The organism is Aquihabitans sp. G128 (assembly GCF_019048865.1).
GTDB lineage: Bacteria > Actinomycetota > Acidimicrobiia > Acidimicrobiales > Iamiaceae > Aquihabitans.
Genome location: NZ_CP077604.1, coordinates 3,536,256 through 3,551,131, shown reverse-complemented (window position 1 = coordinate 3,551,131; position 14,876 = coordinate 3,536,256). Strand labels below are relative to the sequence as shown.

General features: G+C 73.1%; 14 protein-coding genes. 7 read left to right on the top strand and 7 right to left on the bottom strand.

Features of this window, described 5'->3' with window-relative positions; all coding sequences use genetic code 11:
• Positions 1-40 precede the first annotated feature (40 nt).
• The 3 genes from KSP35_RS16970 to KSP35_RS16960 form a co-directional block, all read right to left on the bottom strand.
• Positions 41-1,003 (bottom strand): DUF4349 domain-containing protein, encoded by a 963-nt coding sequence (locus KSP35_RS16970; protein ID WP_216996992.1) that lies wholly within the window; start codon positions 1,001-1,003, stop codon positions 41-43.
• Between the two features lie 66 nt (positions 1,004-1,069).
• Entirely contained in the window at positions 1,070-2,287 is a 1,218-nt protein-coding gene (locus KSP35_RS16965) for an aspartate kinase (protein WP_216996991.1), read from the bottom strand.
• A gap of 49 nt (positions 2,288-2,336) precedes the next feature.
• Positions 2,337-2,897: a transcriptional regulator gene (locus tag KSP35_RS16960; RefSeq protein ID WP_216996990.1), complete on the bottom strand. Its 561-nt coding sequence runs from the start codon at positions 2,895-2,897 to the stop codon at positions 2,337-2,339.
• A gap of 216 nt (positions 2,898-3,113) precedes the next feature.
• On the opposite strand from KSP35_RS16960, the gene KSP35_RS16955 reads away from it, so the two are divergent.
• Positions 3,114-3,935, top strand: coding sequence for a peptidylprolyl isomerase (locus KSP35_RS16955; RefSeq protein WP_216996989.1), 822 nt, complete (start codon positions 3,114-3,116; stop codon positions 3,933-3,935).
• A gap of 45 nt (positions 3,936-3,980) precedes the next feature.
• On the opposite strand, the gene KSP35_RS16950 is transcribed toward KSP35_RS16955, so the two are convergent.
• Positions 3,981-4,658 carry a Type 1 glutamine amidotransferase-like domain-containing protein gene (locus tag KSP35_RS16950; RefSeq protein ID WP_216996988.1) on the bottom strand — a complete coding sequence of 226 codons (678 nt, stop codon included), beginning with the start codon at positions 4,656-4,658 and terminating at the stop codon, positions 3,981-3,983.
• Positions 4,659-4,858: 200 nt separating this feature from the next.
• Between KSP35_RS16950 and KSP35_RS16945 the strand changes: the two genes are divergently transcribed.
• On the top strand, positions 4,859-5,449 hold the full coding sequence (locus KSP35_RS16945; RefSeq protein ID WP_216996987.1) for an RNA polymerase sigma factor: 591 nt from the start codon (positions 4,859-4,861) through the stop codon (positions 5,447-5,449).
• 709 nt (positions 5,450-6,158) lie between these two features.
• Here KSP35_RS16945 and KSP35_RS25095 read toward each other — a convergent pair.
• Positions 6,159-6,284 (bottom strand): hypothetical protein, encoded by a 126-nt coding sequence (locus KSP35_RS25095; RefSeq protein ID WP_256444498.1) that lies wholly within the window; start codon positions 6,282-6,284, stop codon positions 6,159-6,161.
• Positions 6,285-6,437: 153 nt separating this feature from the next.
• Between KSP35_RS25095 and KSP35_RS16940 the strand changes: the two genes are divergently transcribed.
• Positions 6,438-7,292: a 3-hydroxyacyl-CoA dehydrogenase family protein gene (locus KSP35_RS16940; RefSeq protein ID WP_216996986.1), complete on the top strand. Its 855-nt coding sequence runs from the start codon at positions 6,438-6,440 to the stop codon at positions 7,290-7,292.
• 303 nt (positions 7,293-7,595) lie between these two features.
• Here KSP35_RS16940 and KSP35_RS16935 read toward each other — a convergent pair whose 3' ends face one another.
• Positions 7,596-8,738: a hypothetical protein gene (locus KSP35_RS16935; protein ID WP_216996985.1), complete on the bottom strand. Its 1,143-nt coding sequence runs from the start codon at positions 8,736-8,738 to the stop codon at positions 7,596-7,598.
• 163 nt (positions 8,739-8,901) lie between these two features.
• Between KSP35_RS16935 and aat the strand changes: the two genes are divergently transcribed.
• Positions 8,902-9,591, top strand: a complete 690-nt coding sequence (gene aat / locus KSP35_RS16930) for a leucyl/phenylalanyl-tRNA--protein transferase (RefSeq protein ID WP_254126815.1) — start codon at positions 8,902-8,904, stop codon at positions 9,589-9,591.
• A gap of 21 nt (positions 9,592-9,612) precedes the next feature.
• Here the strand turns inward: aat and KSP35_RS16925 are convergent, their stop codons facing one another.
• A complete protein-coding gene (locus KSP35_RS16925; protein WP_216996984.1) occupies positions 9,613-10,365 on the bottom strand; it encodes a Sir2 family NAD-dependent protein deacetylase in 753 nt (250 codons plus the stop codon).
• A 33-nt stretch (positions 10,366-10,398) separates the two neighbouring features.
• Between KSP35_RS16925 and KSP35_RS16920 the strand changes: the two genes are divergently transcribed.
• The 3 genes from KSP35_RS16920 to KSP35_RS16910 all read left to right on the top strand — a co-directional run bounded on the left by KSP35_RS16920 (position 10,399) and on the right by KSP35_RS16910 (position 14,876).
• Positions 10,399-11,859 (top strand): AarF/ABC1/UbiB kinase family protein, encoded by a 1,461-nt coding sequence (locus KSP35_RS16920; protein ID WP_216996983.1) that lies wholly within the window; start codon positions 10,399-10,401, stop codon positions 11,857-11,859.
• An 87-nt stretch (positions 11,860-11,946) separates the two neighbouring features.
• Positions 11,947-13,908, top strand: coding sequence for a protein meaA (locus KSP35_RS16915; RefSeq protein ID WP_216996982.1), 1,962 nt, complete (start codon positions 11,947-11,949; stop codon positions 13,906-13,908).
• A gap of 110 nt (positions 13,909-14,018) precedes the next feature.
• Positions 14,019-14,876, top strand: coding sequence for a hypothetical protein (locus tag KSP35_RS16910; RefSeq protein WP_216996981.1), 858 nt, complete (start codon positions 14,019-14,021; stop codon positions 14,874-14,876).

Sequence of the window (14,876 nt, the reverse complement as noted above, 5' to 3'; positions counted from 1 at the left end):
TCTCGCGCCGCCCCAGCCGGTATCGACCGGGGCCGCGGCCTCAGCCGTCGGCGGACGGCGGCGTCGGGGACGGTGCCGGGGGCGCGGGCGGCGGCGGCGGCGAGGCTGCGGGCGGCGGCGGGCGGGGCGCAGCGGTGGGCGGCGTCCACGGCGGGACGGGAGCCACCGGCTTCCTCGGGTGCCGCCGTCGCCAGAGCCGGAGACCGATCCCCGCCGCCAGCACCAGCGGGACGAACGGCAGCAGGAAGCCGACCACCACCACGACGCCCCTGCCGACGGCGAGCAGCGTGGCGCCGCCCGCGCGGAGGGCGTCGACGAAGCCGGGAGCGCCGTCGTCGTCCTTCGGCTCCGCCTTCTCGGTGAGGCGGACGGTGATGGTGGCGAGGGCCACCTGGTCGTCGAGGACGCGGAGCTTGCCCTGGAGCGACTCGATCTCGGACTCGCGCGTGGCCAGCTCCTTCTCGATCGCCACCAGGTCCGCCGTCGACCCGGCGCTGGTGAGCAGCGTGCGCAGCCGGGCTGCGCTCGCCTCCTGCGACTCGAGCCGGCCGCGGAGGTCGACCACGTCGTCGGTGACGTCGTCGGAGTCGATGCTGCGGTCCTGCACCCGGCCCAGGTCAGCGAGGTCGGCGAGCACCCCGCGGAACGCCTTGGCCGGCACGCGCAGGGTGAGGGTGCTCTGGCGCTGGCCCTCGAGGTCGGCCTGCTGGCCGGCCAGGTAGCCGTCGGCCGCTTCGGCGATGGCGGTGGCCCGGTCGGACGCCCGCTCGGCGTCGCCCACCCGCACGACCAGGGAAGCGGTGTAGGTGATCTGGCGCTCCGTGACCGGGGCGCCGGCGTCGGCCACCGCCTTGGAGGCGCCCGAGCCGCCGACGTCAGCCTCCAGCTTGGCCCGGTCGGCCGTCGACGACCTCGACGACGAGCCGTCGTCGCCCCCGCAGCCCGCCAGGCCCACCACGCCCACGAGCACCGCCGCTGCCACCGACCGCCATCCACGCCGCATCGGCGGAGCGTAGGACGCTCGTGGCCCCACCGCAGGGGCAGGGCGGGGGAGCCGGTGCCCCGAGGATCAGGCGGTGGTGTCGAGGCCGAAGGCGGTGTGGAGGACGGCGACGGCGCGATCGCACTCGGCCCCGGCGACGACCACGGAGATGCGGATGGCCGAGGTGGAGATCATCTCGATGTTGATCTTGTTGGCGGCCAGCGTCTCGAAGACGGTGGCGGCCACGCCGGGGTTGGTCTTCATGCCGGCGCCCACCAGCGAGACCTTGGCGATGGACGAGTCGGGCGTGACCCGGCTGGCGCCGATCTCCGAAGCCAGCGACTCGGCCAGCGCCAGGCACTTGGGCAGGTCGTCGGCGGGCAGCGTGAACGAGATGTCGGTGATGCCGTCCTCGGAGACGTTCTGCACGATCATGTCGACGTTCACGTCGGCCGAGGCCATGGCCCGGAAGACGCGGGCGGCCACGCCGGGCTGGTCCGGCACGCCGCCGATGGTGATCTTGGCCTCGGAGGCGTCGCCGATCACCCCTGAGACGATGGCGTCTTCCATGTCGGTCTCCTTCTCGGTGATCCAGGTGCCCGGCTCCCACGTGAACGCGGAGCGGACGTGCAGCTTGACGCCGTGGGTGCGGGCGAACTCGACCGCCCGCATGGCCGGCTTGGGACAGCCCGCGGCGCACATCTCGAGCATCTCGTCGAACGAGATGCGGTTGATCCGGCGGGCCACCGACACCACGCGGGGGTCGGTGGTGAACACGCCGGACACGTCGGTGTAGAGCTCGCAGACGCCGCCGAGCGCCTCGGCCAGGGCCACCGCGGTGGTGTCGGAGCCGCCACGCCCCAGGAAGGTGACGTCCTTGTTGGTGGACACGCCCTGGGCGCCGCCCACCACCGGGACCCGGCCGGCGTCGACCGCGGCCCGGACCCGCTCGGCACGGACCTCGAGGATCTTGGCGTTCATGTGGGTGGTGTCGGTGATGAACCCGGCCTGGCTCCCGGTGAAGGAGTCGGCGGGCACGCCCAGGTCGTGCAGGGCCATGCACAGCAGGGCGGTGGCCTTGCGCTCGCCGGCGGTGATGAGCATGTCCATCTCGCGGCCGGGGCGGGTCTTGGAGACCTGGTGGGCCAGGTGGAGCAGCTCGTCGGTCTCCTTGCCCATGGCGGAGACCACGACCACCACCTGGTCGCCGCGGCGCATGGTGCGGGCCACGTGGTCGGCCACCTCGCGGATCCGCTCGGGATCGGCGACGGAGGTCCCTCCGAACTTCTGCACGACGACGGCCACGGCGGGGCACGGTACCGGCTGGGGCGCTGAGGCCCCCAACCGGTAGGGGTCAGAAGAAGCCGGTGGAGTCGGCGGGGATCTCGGGGCCGTCGATCATCACGCCCCACGAGCGGAGCTGGGCCACGCCGGTGGGGATGTCGCCGCCGACGAGCGTGCACAGCGCCTTGAGGTCGTCGTGGCGCAGCGACAGCACCCGGCCGTTGAAGTCGCCGCGAGCCTCGATGATCGACTGGACGAAGCGGCGGATGGGCGCCGAGGGGTCGATCCGGGTGAGCGCCTCGAGGTCGAGGACGATCTTGTGGCGCTCGGGGGTGCCGGGCAACGGCGCCGGCTCGCCGAGGAGCACGCCCACCGGCACCCGGTAGAAGTCGGCCAGGGCCTTCAGGCGGGGCAGCGACAGGGTGCGGAAGCCCCGCTCGTAGGCGCCGACGGCCGAGGCGCTCCACCGCCCGGCCGAGCGCTGCTCGACCTCGGCCAGGGACAGGCCCTGGGCCTGGCGGATGGCTCGCAGGCGCTGGCCCACGGCGCGGGTGAAGTCGGCGTCGACGTCGTTCGTGGCGTCTTCGTCGGGCTCCGACGTCTCCACGGTCCGGCCCACCTCATCGTCCATCGGACCATTCTGGCCCGTACCGCCGGACGGCGTCGCACCGAGGGCCACCGGGCGTGGCGCGGCACCTCCGTTCCGCAGGCCACGACGCCCAGACGGGTGAGGCGCGGCGGGCCGGCTCGTGGTGCGACGGCCCCGCCGAGGTCGGTTGGTCGGACCGCCGGACCAGCGCCGGCGCGCCGGGACCGGCCGGTTGGCCCCCGGTTAGGGTGCGCCCCGATGGGCACCGAGAAGCGCGAACGACAGAAGGCCAACCGAGAGGCCCGCCTGGCTGCCGAGGCAGCCGCCGAGGCCCGCAAGCGGCGGATCCGCTTCATCCGCAACGCCGTGATCCTGACGATCGTCATCATCGCGGTGGGCTTCGCCCTGGCCGGCTGCAGCAGCGACTCGTCCGACGGCACGGTCGCCGCCGGCGACGGCGAGGCGAGCACCAGCGCCGCCTACGGCACCGGCGACTGCCCGCCCGAGGGCGGCTCGGCCAAGCCGGTGGTCACCTTCACCGTCGCCCCCAAGAAGTGCATCGACCTCGCCAAGACCTACACCGCCGCGGTCACCACCACCGAGGGCAGCTTCTCGCTCCGGTTCGATACCAAGCGCACCCCCCTCACCACCAACAACTTCGTGGTCCTGGCCCGCTACGGCTACTTCGACGGCACCGACCTCTTCCGCACCGAAGCCGGCTCCGGGATCATCCAGGGCGGCTCGCCGCACACGCAGGACAACAGCGATCCGGGGCCCGGCTACACCATCCCCGACGAGGGCCTGCCGTTCTCGTCCGCCGACTACGCCGCCGGCACCATCGCCATGGCCCGGACCTCGGCGCCGAACAGCGCCAGCGGCCAGTTCTTCCTCCTGGCCAACGAGGGCGGCGCCTACCTGGGCGACAAGGCCCAGCTGGGCCCGGACGCCGGGTCCTACGCCGTCTTCGGCACGGTCACCGAGGGCATCGACGTGCTGGAGAAGATCGCCGCCCTCGACACCGGCGCCGGCGCCCCCTCCAAGCAGGTCACCATCCAGAAGGTCGCCATCAGCGAGAGCTGAGGACCAGCGGGCCGTCGGCGCCTCGACCTCAGGCGATCGTCGACCTCAGGCGGGCAGACCGGCAGGGAGGGCGGCGAGGTCGCTGGGGGCACCACCGAGGAAGACCGCCACCTGGCCGGCGCCCTCGACCCGCCAGTCGCCCTCGGGCCCGCGCAGCAGCGCCGTGCGCTCGTCGATCCCGGCCAGCACCAGCTGCGCCGGGCTCATCTTGCGGGTGCGGTGCGCGGCGTCCTCGGACCAGTGGTCGTGGGCGGAGATGACGGCCATGCCGGTGAGCAGGCCCAGCCCGAGGGTGAAGGCGCCGCCTCGGGAGTCGACCATGGGGTCGCAGAGGACCATGGCGCCGGCCGACGAGCCGGCCAGGGTCCCGCCGTCGCCCCACGCCGCCACCAGGGCGTCCCAGACGAGGGAGTCCTTGAGCACCGAGCGGATGTGCATCGACGAGCCGCCGACGAGGTACGTGAGGCGCGACGCCCGCACGACCTCGGCCAGCTCCTCGGACTGGGCGTCGGGCCGGGCCAGCACGTCGAGCCCCCGCACGCCGACGCCGATGCGGCCGAACCACCCGGTGGCCGCCTCCACCAGGCGCTGCGGGTGCTCGTAGGCGGCGCCCGTGGGGATCACCAGCACCTCCGACGCCCCGCTGGCCTCGACCAGCCCTGCGTCGAACGTGCACCCCTCGGTGAACTCGCCGCCACCGACCAACGCCAACGTCCCAGACATGGGGCCGACCCTACCGAGCCTCGTTCCCTCCTCGAACTTCGGGTCCCACGCCCCCGCGCGCCGGTCTGGGACCCAAAGTTGCGGAGGGGGTCGGGCGAGGAGGTCGGGCGGGCCGGGCGGGACGGGCGACCGTCTACGGTCGGAGGCGGGTCGAGGGGAAGTTCGGCGACCGACCCAACGATCCGGGGGAGGTGTGGCTCTTGCAGGACGAACAGGCGGCGGCCCGGCCCGACCCGGTACCCGCTGGAGCGTCCTTCACCAGCTGGTACCGGGTCGCGTGGCCCCGCCTGGTCAGCGCCCTCACCGTGGTCACCCGTGACCGCGAGGTGGCCGCCGACGTGTGTGCCGAGGCGGTCAGCCGCCTGTGGGAGCGATGGGAGGGCGGAACCGTGCAGGACCCGGCAGCGTGGACCTACCGCGTGGCGGTCAACCTGGCCAAGCGCCGCGGCCAGCGGGCTGCGCTCGAAGCCCGCCTGCTGCGCCGGCACCGCATCGAGGACGCCGTCGACGGCCCCGAGGCCACCGGACCGGCCTGGGCCGCGGTCGCCCAGCTGCCCGACCGCCAGCGCACCGTGGTGGCGCTGCGATACCTCGCCGACCTGACCCAGCCCCAGATCGCCGAAGCCCTCGGGATCTCCACCGGCACCGTCGCCAGCACCCTCCACGACGCCCGTCGCTCGCTGGCCGCCACCCTCGGGCCCGACGCCTTCGACGAAGGGCCGGCCCCCACGCCGTCCCGACCCGACCGTCCCGCCCCCACCACCCCCGGAGCCCGCCATGCCCTGGGCTGACGACCTGCACCACGAGCTCGATCCCGGCACCCCGGCGCCCCCGTCGCTCGACGACCTGGCGCGCCGCGCCCTCGCCCGCCGGCAGCGGCGCGAGCGGGCCCGGCTCGCGGTGGTGGGCCTCGTCGCCGTGCTCCTGGTGGGGGCCGGCACCCTCGCGGTGGCCTCGCGCTCCGGCGACGGGGACCGCGAGCGCTTCACCCGGGTCGGCGCCCGGATCGGTGGCGGGGCGCCGGCCGCCGACCGCTCGACCACGACGGTCCCGGGGTCGACCGCACCGAGCGGGCCCGAGCCCACCGCTCGCATCGTCGAGCCCGCCCCGCCCGGCGGCTACCTCGCGGGGTCGACGGTCACCGTCGAGGTGCAACACCTCCAACCGGGCACGGTGTTCAACGTGGCGGTGTGCGCGGCCGTCACCGGTCCCTTCACCGCCGAGTCCTGCGACCAGGGCCGCACCGCGAGCGCGCCGACCGACGCCACGGGCGTGGCGTCGGTCGAGGTGGCGGTGCCGGCTGCCCTGCGCAGCCCTCAGGGGGGAACGGGCGTGCGGGGCGTGTCGGCTGTGGGTGCACACCGGGCTCTTCCCGGCAGCGTTCGGCGAGCCGGGGCTGCCGGCGGTGCCCGAAGGCGACCGTCCGGTGCGGTCCGACCTCTACCTGGACCTGCCGGTGGCCGGCTGAGGCCGGCGACCGAGAGCGGTCAGGACCCCTGGTCAGCGGGGGCGGGCCGGCCAGGTGGCCAGCCGGGAGGCGAGGCCGGCGGTGAAGGGCCGGCTCCCGGACTCGGACTTCGGGGCCTTGCCACGGAGGCGGTTGGCCATCATCAGCGCTGCAGACATCGTTTCGGTTTCCTGGTCATCGGAGACGGCGTCGTTGCCGTCTGCTCCAGTGTGGTCAACGGCCCTGCACCACGCACCATTCCTTCGGCAGGTGTGCCGGACGTCGCTCGCGATTTGGGCGGCGCCACCTACCCCCCGGTAGCTTGACCGCCCATGACGATCAAGCGCGTGGGCATCCTGGGTTCGGGGATCATGGGTTCCGGCATCGCCGAGGTGGCGGCCAAGACGGGCCACGAGGTGGTCCTGCGGTCTCGCCAGCAGGCGTCGGCCGACGCCATGGTGGCCGGCCTGGAGAAGTCGCTGGCCAAGCAGGTCGAGCGGGGCAAGCTCTCCGAGGAGGAGAGCACCACCATCCGCAGCCGGGTCTCGGCCACGGCCAACCTGCACGACCTCGCCGACTGCGACCTCATCATCGAGTCCGTGGTCGAGGACCTGGCCATCAAGAAGGAGCTCTTCAAGGAGCTCGACCTGGTGGTCAAGGACAGCGCCATCCTGGCCACCAACACCTCCACCCTCGCCGTGATCGAGATGGCCATGGTCACCGACCGGCCCGAGAAGGTCTGCGGCGTCCACTTCTTCAACCCGGCCCCGATGATGTCGCTCGTCGAGATCGTCCGGCCGCTCACCGCCTCCGACGAGACCATCGCCGAGGTCACCGCCTTCGCCACCACCTGCGGCAAGGACCCGGTCGAGGTCAAGGACCGGGCCGGTTTCATCGTGAACGCCCTCCTCTTCCCGTACCTCAACAACGCGGTGCGGATGCTCGAGAACGGCACCGCCAGCCGGGACGACATCGACACCGCCATGAAGGGCGGCTGCAACTTCCCGATGGGCCCGCTCGCCCTGCTCGACCTCGTGGGCCTCGACACCTCCCTGTCGATCCTCGACGCCCTCTACGACGAGTTCCGCGACCCCAACTACGCCGCCGTCCCCGCCCTCCGCCGCATGGTCACCGCCGGCCAGCTCGGCCGGAAGAGCAAGCTCGGCTTCTACGACTACCGCAAGTAGGACGGCGGCCCGAGGGCCGACCACGCACGCGACCGAGCCCCGGCCATCGGCCGGGGCTCGTCCGCGTCGGAGGTGGTTCGCAGGGGAGAGGTGACGGGCGAGGGGCGGCGTTCGCCGGAGGCGAGGCGGGCCCGAGCGGCCCGGGCGAAGCGAAGCGAGCCCGAGAGCGGGAAGGACGGTTGACGATCGCCGAGCCTCCGGCGACGAAGGAGCCGCACGCGAGGCAGCGGAGGCGCCAGCCGGAGCCCGCCGGAGGCCGGTGACTGGCGAGGCGACCGGACGCGGCCACCGCCCGAGAGCGGGTCAGGCGCCCGAGTTCGGGCCGTACCAGAGGCGGTCGCCGCCGACGTCGTACTTGATCCAGTAGAGGTCGCGGTGGCCGTCGCCGTTGAAGTCGCCGGTGACGGGGACGTAGCCGGCGCCCATGTCGGTGTTGTTCGACAGCTCGTAGTAGTCCCAGGTGCCGGGCTCGCCCTGGGGGAACCAGAGGTGGTCGGCGGCGTTCGGGCTCCAGAGGAGGATGGGCTCGTCCGGCACCAGCCACTCGCCGACGATGGCCTTGGCGGTGCTGGGCACGTTGGCCGGGTGGGTGCTGAAGGTGAGCGTGTCGGGGTCGGCCAGCCACACCGAGTCGGCGCCGGCGGCCCGGTTCCAGAGGATGTCCTGCACGCCGTAGCCGTCGAAGTAGCCCACCACCGGCACCGCGCCGTCGGGGGCGTTGAAGGCCTTGGAGGTGAAGGCGCCGGCGCCGTTGCCCTTCCAGAGCGAGTCGACCGTGGGACCGCTGGCGTACCAGAAGATGTCGAGGGTGCTGTCGGTGCTGCCGCCCGTGGACGGGTCGGGGGTGAAGCTGCCGACGACCGGGGTGTAGGTGCCGTTGATGGTGCGGGCGATGCTGGTGAAGCTGGCGCCCGGGCCGGCCTTCCAGAGGAAGTCGGCGCCGGTGCCGGGGGCGTACCAGAAGATGTCGTCCCGGCTCTGCTCGTCGTTCGAGGCGAAGTCGCCCACGATCGGCTTGAAGGTGCCGTTGACCGGCTTGGCGGTGCTGGTGTGGCTGCCGCCGGTGAAGAAGAGCCAGAGGTAGTCGGCGGCCTTGCCGGGGGCGTACCAGAAGACGTCGGTGACGCCGTTGCCGTCGTAGTCGCCCACCAGCGGCGTGAAGGTGCCGCTGACCGACAGGTCGGCGCCGAAGTCGTTCTCGAAGCCGGTCGTCGTGCCGAACTTGATCCGCTCCCCCGCGGCACCGGGCCGGTAGAAGAAGACGTCGTCGCGACCGTCGCCGTCGAAGTCGCCCACCAGCGGCGTGCCGCTGACGTCGTTGTAGTCGGTGTCGGCCGACGCCGGCTGCTCGTTGAAGAAGGCCAGGGGCGCGGCGTGCGCCGGGGCGGCGAGTGCCAGCCCGGCCAGCACCGCACAGGTGGCCACCGTGATCCGCAACGCCCGCATCGTCGTTCCTCTCCGTCCCCGCTCGCTCGCCGAGCGTGGTGCGCCCGCATGATGTCCGTTTCATCGGGCTTCGGCAACCGGGGAAGCCCGGATCCCGCAGCGGTGCCGTCGCGGGTGCCGCACCTCGGCGGTCGGGTGCGAGACTGCCGGCACCGTGGACGCCGTGAACGCCAGACCAGCCGCGCCGCCCGTCGAGCCGCCGCCGTCGCGCTGGGAGCTGCCGCCTGCGGCCACGGCCGACGAGTCCGGCATCGTCGGCATCGGCGCCGACCTGGAGCCGGGCACGGTGCTCTCGGCCTACCGCGCCGGCCTGTTCCCGATGCCGCTCAAGCGGCCGCGGGCCCTGGCGTGGTGGTCGCCGGACCCGCGGGGGGTGCTGCCGCTCGACGGGCTCAGGGTGTCGCGCTCGCTGCGCAAGGCCTGCGCCCGCTACGAGGTGCGCGTCGACACCGCCTTCGACGAGGTCATCGCCGCCTGCGCCGACCCGAAGCGCCCCCACGGCTGGATCGACCGGTCGGTCACCGATGCCTACCGCCGCCTCCACCACCTGGGGTGGGCGCACAGCGTGGAGACGTGGACGCCCGACGGCGAGCTGGTGGGGGGCCTCTACGGCATCGCCATCGGCGGGCTCTTCGCCGGCGAGTCGATGTTCCACCGGGCGACCGACGCCTCGAAGGTGGCGCTGGTGGGCCTGGTCGAGCACCTGCGGGCCGACGGGGCCGAGCTGCTCGACGTGCAGTGGACGACGCCCCACCTGCTGTCGCTCGGGGCCGTCGACATCGGCCGCGACGAGTACCTGGCCCGCCTCGCGGCGGCGCTCCGCCGACCGCTGGGCGCCACCTTCGGCGGCTGAGCCGACGGTCCGGCGCCCGGCCTAGGGCGCCAACCGCTCGAGCAGGGCGGGGAGGGCCTCGCCGATGGGCTCGCGGACGACCTCGGCGGCCCGGTCGTCGTACGGCGTCGGATCGGCGTTGACGATCACCAGGCGGGCGCCGTTGCGGACGGCGACGTCGCACAGGCCGGCGGCGGGGTGGACCATCAGCGAGGTGCCCACCGCGACGAAGGCGTCGGCGTCCATGGCCGCTTCCACCGCGGCGTTCAGCACGTCGGGGTCGAGCGCCTGGCCGAACATGACCGTGGCCGTCTTGAGGATGCCGCCGCAGACGAGGCAGCGGGGGTCGGCGTCGCCCTCGTCGACCCGGGCCAGCGCGTCCTGGGTGCGGCTGCGCGCCCCGCAGCTCACGCACACCGCCTCGACCATGTTGCCGTGCAGCTCGAGCACCAGCTCGGGCGACGAGCCCGCCTTCTGGTGCAGCCGGTCGATGTTCTGCGTGACCAGGGCGCGCAGGTGGCCCCGGCGCTCGAGGTCGACCAGGGCGCGGTGCGCGGCGTTGGGCTCGGCGCCCCAGGCCGGGTTCTGCCGGCGGGCCAGCCAGGAGCGGTGCCGGACCTCCGGGTCGCCCAGGTAGGCATCGATGTCGAAGAGCTTCTCGGTGCCCGGGTTCTTGGTCCAGAGGCCGTTGGGGCCGCGGAAGTCCGGGATGCCGGAGTCGGTGGAGACGCCGGCGCCGGTGAGCACGGTGATGAGCGGGTGGCGACGCTCGGGCGAGGAGGGGGGCGGGTTCACGGTCCCTCCACGCTACGGCCCAAGATGGGGGCCATGACCGACGACGCGGTGCCGCCCGACGAGGTCCCCCCGGCGCCGGGGAGCGATGCCGCCGGGGTGCTGGCCCACTTCCGCGGGCCCTACGCCGACGGGCCGCCGCCCGAGGCGCTGGAGATCGACGCCCCGCCGCTCGACCGGTTCGGGCTGGCCGAGCTGCGCCGGATGGTGCTGATCGCCTTCGTCCTGTGGAGCGCGGTCGTGCGGGCCACCGCGGTCTGGGTGGTGCGCCGCAAGGGCCGCTCGCTGGCCCGGGCGGCGTCGGAGGGGCTGGTCGACGGGTTCGAGCAGCTCGGGCCGACCTTCGTGAAGCTGGGCCAGCTCATCGCCTCGTCGCCCAGCCTCTTCCCGGCGCCGCTGGCCGACGCCTGCCTGCGCACGCTGGACGAGGTGCCGCCGTTCGACCCCGAGACCGTGCGCCGCATGGTCACCGAGGAGTTGGGCCGCCCGCCGGGCCAGATCTTCAAGTCGTTCGACGACCGGCCCCTGTCGGCCGCATCGATCGCCCAGGTCCACGCCGTGGTGCTGCCCGACGGGCGCGAGGCGGTCATCAAGCTGCAGCGCCCCGACATCGCCCACCGCATGAACACCGACCTGCGCATCCAGTACTTCCTGGCCCGCAAGGTGCTCATGCGATTCGAGTCCGCCCGCCGCGCCAACGTCACCGCCATGGTCGAGGACCTCCACCAGGTGACCAACCAGGAGCTCAACGCCGCCCTGGAAGCGCACCGGCAGACCTTCTTCCGCGACCACATCGCCGCCTTCGGCGACAACGCCGGCATCACCGCGCCCGAGGTCTACTGGGACTACTGCGCCCCGCACCTCATCTGCATGGAGCGCATGTCGGGCGTGCCCATGGACCAGTTCGACGCCCTCGCCGCTCGCGGCATCGACGGCGAGCTGACCCTGCGGCGGGGCATCAAGGTGTGGATCGAGGCCGCCCTGGTCCACGGCCCGTTCCATGGCGACGTGCACGCCGGGAACCTGTGGGTGCTCGACGACGAGCGGGCCACCTACCTCGACTTCGGCATCATGGGCGAGCTGCCCGAGCTCTGGCGGGGCGCCATGGCCGACATCCTCTACACGTCGATGATCGACCAGGACTACTCCCGGGTGGTGCGGGCCTACCAGCGCGTGGGCGTCATGCCGGCCGACGTCGACCCCGAGGTCGCCGGCCCCGCCATCGCCATGGTGATGGAGCCCATGCTCAGCCAGGGCATCGGCAACATCAGCCTGGGCGACCAGCTCAAGTCGAACATGGAGCTGGCGGAGCAGTTCGGCGCCACCATCCCCCGCGAGCTCATGCTCACCTCCAAGCAGCTCCTCTACTTCGAGCGCTACTCGAAGGTGCTGGCGCCGGACTACGTGATGGCCCGGGACCTCTACCTGCTCAAGAACGTCTTCCCCGCCGAGGTGGCCGCCGCCGCCGCCGAGCGGGGCATCACCCTGCCCGACTGAGACGCCCGCCCACCCGACCTGACGGACCGTCAGGAACGGGCGGGCACCGGAGGTGACACGGGCGTCGCGCACGGCCGAGAATGGGGCATGACCGACCAGCGCAAGCCGGACCGCCCCTGGATGATGCGGACCTACTCGGGCCACTCCACGGCGAAGGCGTCCAACGAGCTGTACCGGACCAACCTGGCCAAGGGACAGACCGGGCTGTCGATCGCCTTCGACCTGCCCACCCAGACCGGCTACGACAGCGACGACCCCATGGCTCGCGGCGAGGTCGGCAAGGTCGGCGTGCCGGTCAGCCACATCGGGCACATGGAGACGCTCCTCCACGACATCCCCGTCGGCGAGATGAACACGTCGATGACCATCAACGCGGTGGCGGCGTGGATGCTCGGGCTCTACACCGCCAACGCCGAGCGCCAGGGCGTGAAGTCCCAGCAGCTCCGGGGCACCACCCAGAACGACATCGTCAAGGAGTACCTGAGCCGAGGGACCTACATCTACCCCCCGCTCCCCTCCCGCCGGCTGATCGTCGACATGTTCGCGTTCTGCCAGGAGTGGATCCCGCACTGGAACCCCATGAACGTCTGCAGCTACCACCTGCAGGAGGCGGGGGCCACGCCGGTGCAGGAGCTGGCGTACTCGCTGGCCACCGCCATCGACGTGCTCGACGCCGTGCGCGACTCCGGCCAGGTGCCCGAGGACCGCATGGTCAACGTGGTCGCCTCCATCAGCTTCTTCGTGAACGCCGGCATCCGGTTCGTGGAGGAGACCTGCAAGATGCGGGCCTTCACCGCCATGTGGGACCGCATCTGCGAGGAGCGCTACGGCATCACCGATCCCAAGGCCCGCCGGTTCCGCTACGGCGTGCAGGTGAACAGCCTCGGGCTCACCGAGGCCCAGCCCGAGAACAACGTGCAGCGCATCGTGCTCGAGGCGCTCGGCGTGACCCTGTCGAAGGACGCCCGGGCCCGCTCGCTGCAGCTGCCGGCCTGGAACGAGGCGCTGGGCCTGCCCCGGCCCTGGGACCAGCAGTGGGCCCTGCGCATCCAGCAGGTGCTGGCCTTCGAGACCGACCTCCTGGAGTACGACGACATCTTCGCCGGCTCCCACGTGATCGAGGCCAAGACCAACGAGCTCATCGAGGGCGCCCAGGCCGAGCTCGACGACGTGCTCGCGCTCGGCGGCGCGTTCGAGGCCATCGACGAGCTCAAGGGCCGGCTGGTGCGCAGCCACGCCGAGCGCATGCGCCGCATCGAGAGCGGCGACCTCAAGATCGTGGGCGTCAACTCGTTCACCGAGACGGCCCCCTCGCCGCTCGACGGCGACGACAACATCCTGCGGGTCGACCCCAACATCGCCGAGGCGGCGGTGGCCGACCTCGCCGCCTGGCGGGCCGAGCGCGACAACGACGCCGTGAAGCGCAGCCTGGACGAGCTCCGGCGGGTGGCCCGGACGGGTGAAAACGTGATGCCGGCCAGCATCGACCTGGCCCACGCCGGCGGCACCACCGGCGAGTGGGCCGCCGTGCTCCGCGAGGAGTTCGGCGAGTACCGGGCCCCCACCGGCGTGGCGGCCGCCGCCGGCGCCGGCGGCGGCTCCCAGGGCCTGCGGGCCGTGGCCGAGCGGGTCCAGGCCATGGCGGGCGGCCCGCCGCGCTTCCTGGTGGCCAAGCCGGGCCTCGACGGGCACTCGAACGGCGCCGAGCAGATCGCGGTGGCGGCCCGTGACGCCGGCTTCGAGGTCATCTACCAGGGCATCCGCCTCACGCCCGAGCAGATCGCGGCCGTCGCCCGAGACGAGGACGTCGACGTCATCGGCCTCTCGATCCTCTCGGGCAGCCACCTCGAGCTGATCCCCGACGTGGTCCGGCTCCTGCGCGAGGCGGGCGTCGACGCCCCGGTGATCGCCGGCGGGATCATCCCCGAGGGCGACCGCCCCCGCCTGCTGTCGCAGGGCGTGGCGGCCGTCTACACGCCCAAGGACTTCGAGATCACCAAGATCATGGGCGAGGTGGCCGACCTGGTCGCCGCCGCCCGCCAGGCCTGAGCTCCGCCGACCGGGTCCGACGAGGCCTCGAAACCGGACATAGCATGACCTCCGTGGCCGAACGCGTGCTGAGCCCTTTGGATCGGCCGTCCGCGGCCGACAGGTCAGACATGTTCCGCCCTCGCGCCCTGCCGGCCACCGTCGTGGGCCTGCTCGCGCTCGTGACGGCGGCCATCGCCGTCGTCACCGACCAGGGCTGGATCGTGGGCCTGGGGGCCGTGCTGGCCGTCATCTGCGTGGTCCTCGTGCTCGAGTGGCCCCAGCGCTACCTCGAGGGCCGCAAGCGCCAGGCGGCGCTGCAGACCGAGGCCACCCACCTGGCCCAGGAGAACGACCTCGCCCTGGCCCGCGCCGCCCGCTTCGAGGCCGAGGCCATCCGGGCCCGGGCCGACCTGGCGGAGGCCATGCGCTCCGAGCAGCTGGTGGGCGGCAACGAGGCCGACGCTCGCGCCGCCGGCGCCGTGATCCACCTCGACGCCGCCCCGGCGCCCAGCGACGTGATCGTCGACGCCGAGACCGGCCTCTTCAGCCAGGTCTTCTTCGAGGCCTCCCTGGTGAAGCGCATCTCGGCCGCCCGCCGGGGCCTGCGCCCGCTGTCGGTGGGCGTGGCCGACGTGGTGCTCGACGTGAGCAACCCGCCGGCGCACTCGGCGCCCGCCCGCCCGGTGGGTGAGGTCATGCTGCGCGTCTTCCGCGAGGCCGACACCATCGCCCGCTCCGACGACGGCCGCTACCTCATCCTCCTCGAGGACACCCCGGAGAACGGCGCCATCTGGACCCTCGAGCGCCTGCGCCGCCGCATCGCCGAGGAGCTCCCCGGCCACACCCTCTGGGTGGGCCTGAGCTGCTACCCCGCCTACGGCTTCGACGCCGAGCAGCTCACCAGCCAGGCCGCCGACGCCCTGGAGGCCGCACGCGAGTGGCAGCAGGACCGCATCGAGGTCACCACCGCCAACCCCGACAGCTGA

What these genes read in the sequence shown, in the direction of transcription:
- KSP35_RS16955 (WP_216996989.1), top strand. Translation starts at nt 3,114, where the DNA reads ATGGGCACCGAGAAGCGCGAACGACAGAAGGCCAACCGAGAGGCCCGC.
- KSP35_RS16940 (WP_216996986.1), top strand. Translation starts at nt 6,438, where the DNA reads ATGACGATCAAGCGCGTGGGCATCCTGGGTTCGGGGATCATGGGTTCC.
- KSP35_RS16920 (WP_216996983.1), top strand. Translation starts at nt 10,399, where the DNA reads ATGACCGACGACGCGGTGCCGCCCGACGAGGTCCCCCCGGCGCCGGGG.
- KSP35_RS16960 (WP_216996990.1), bottom strand. Translation starts at nt 2,897, where the DNA reads ATGGACGATGAGGTGGGCCGGACCGTGGAGACGTCGGAGCCCGACGAA.
- KSP35_RS16970 (WP_216996992.1), bottom strand. Translation starts at nt 1,003, where the DNA reads ATGCGGCGTGGATGGCGGTCGGTGGCAGCGGCGGTGCTCGTGGGCGTG.
- KSP35_RS16950 (WP_216996988.1), bottom strand. Translation starts at nt 4,658, where the DNA reads ATGTCTGGGACGTTGGCGTTGGTCGGTGGCGGCGAGTTCACCGAGGGG.
- KSP35_RS25095 (WP_256444498.1), bottom strand. Translation starts at nt 6,284, where the DNA reads ATGTCTGCAGCGCTGATGATGGCCAACCGCCTCCGTGGCAAGGCCCCG.
- KSP35_RS16910 (WP_216996981.1), top strand. Translation starts at nt 14,019, where the DNA reads ATGTTCCGCCCTCGCGCCCTGCCGGCCACCGTCGTGGGCCTGCTCGCG.
- KSP35_RS16915 (WP_216996982.1), top strand. Translation starts at nt 11,947, where the DNA reads ATGACCGACCAGCGCAAGCCGGACCGCCCCTGGATGATGCGGACCTAC.
- KSP35_RS16935 (WP_216996985.1), bottom strand. Translation starts at nt 8,738, where the DNA reads ATGCGGGCGTTGCGGATCACGGTGGCCACCTGTGCGGTGCTGGCCGGG.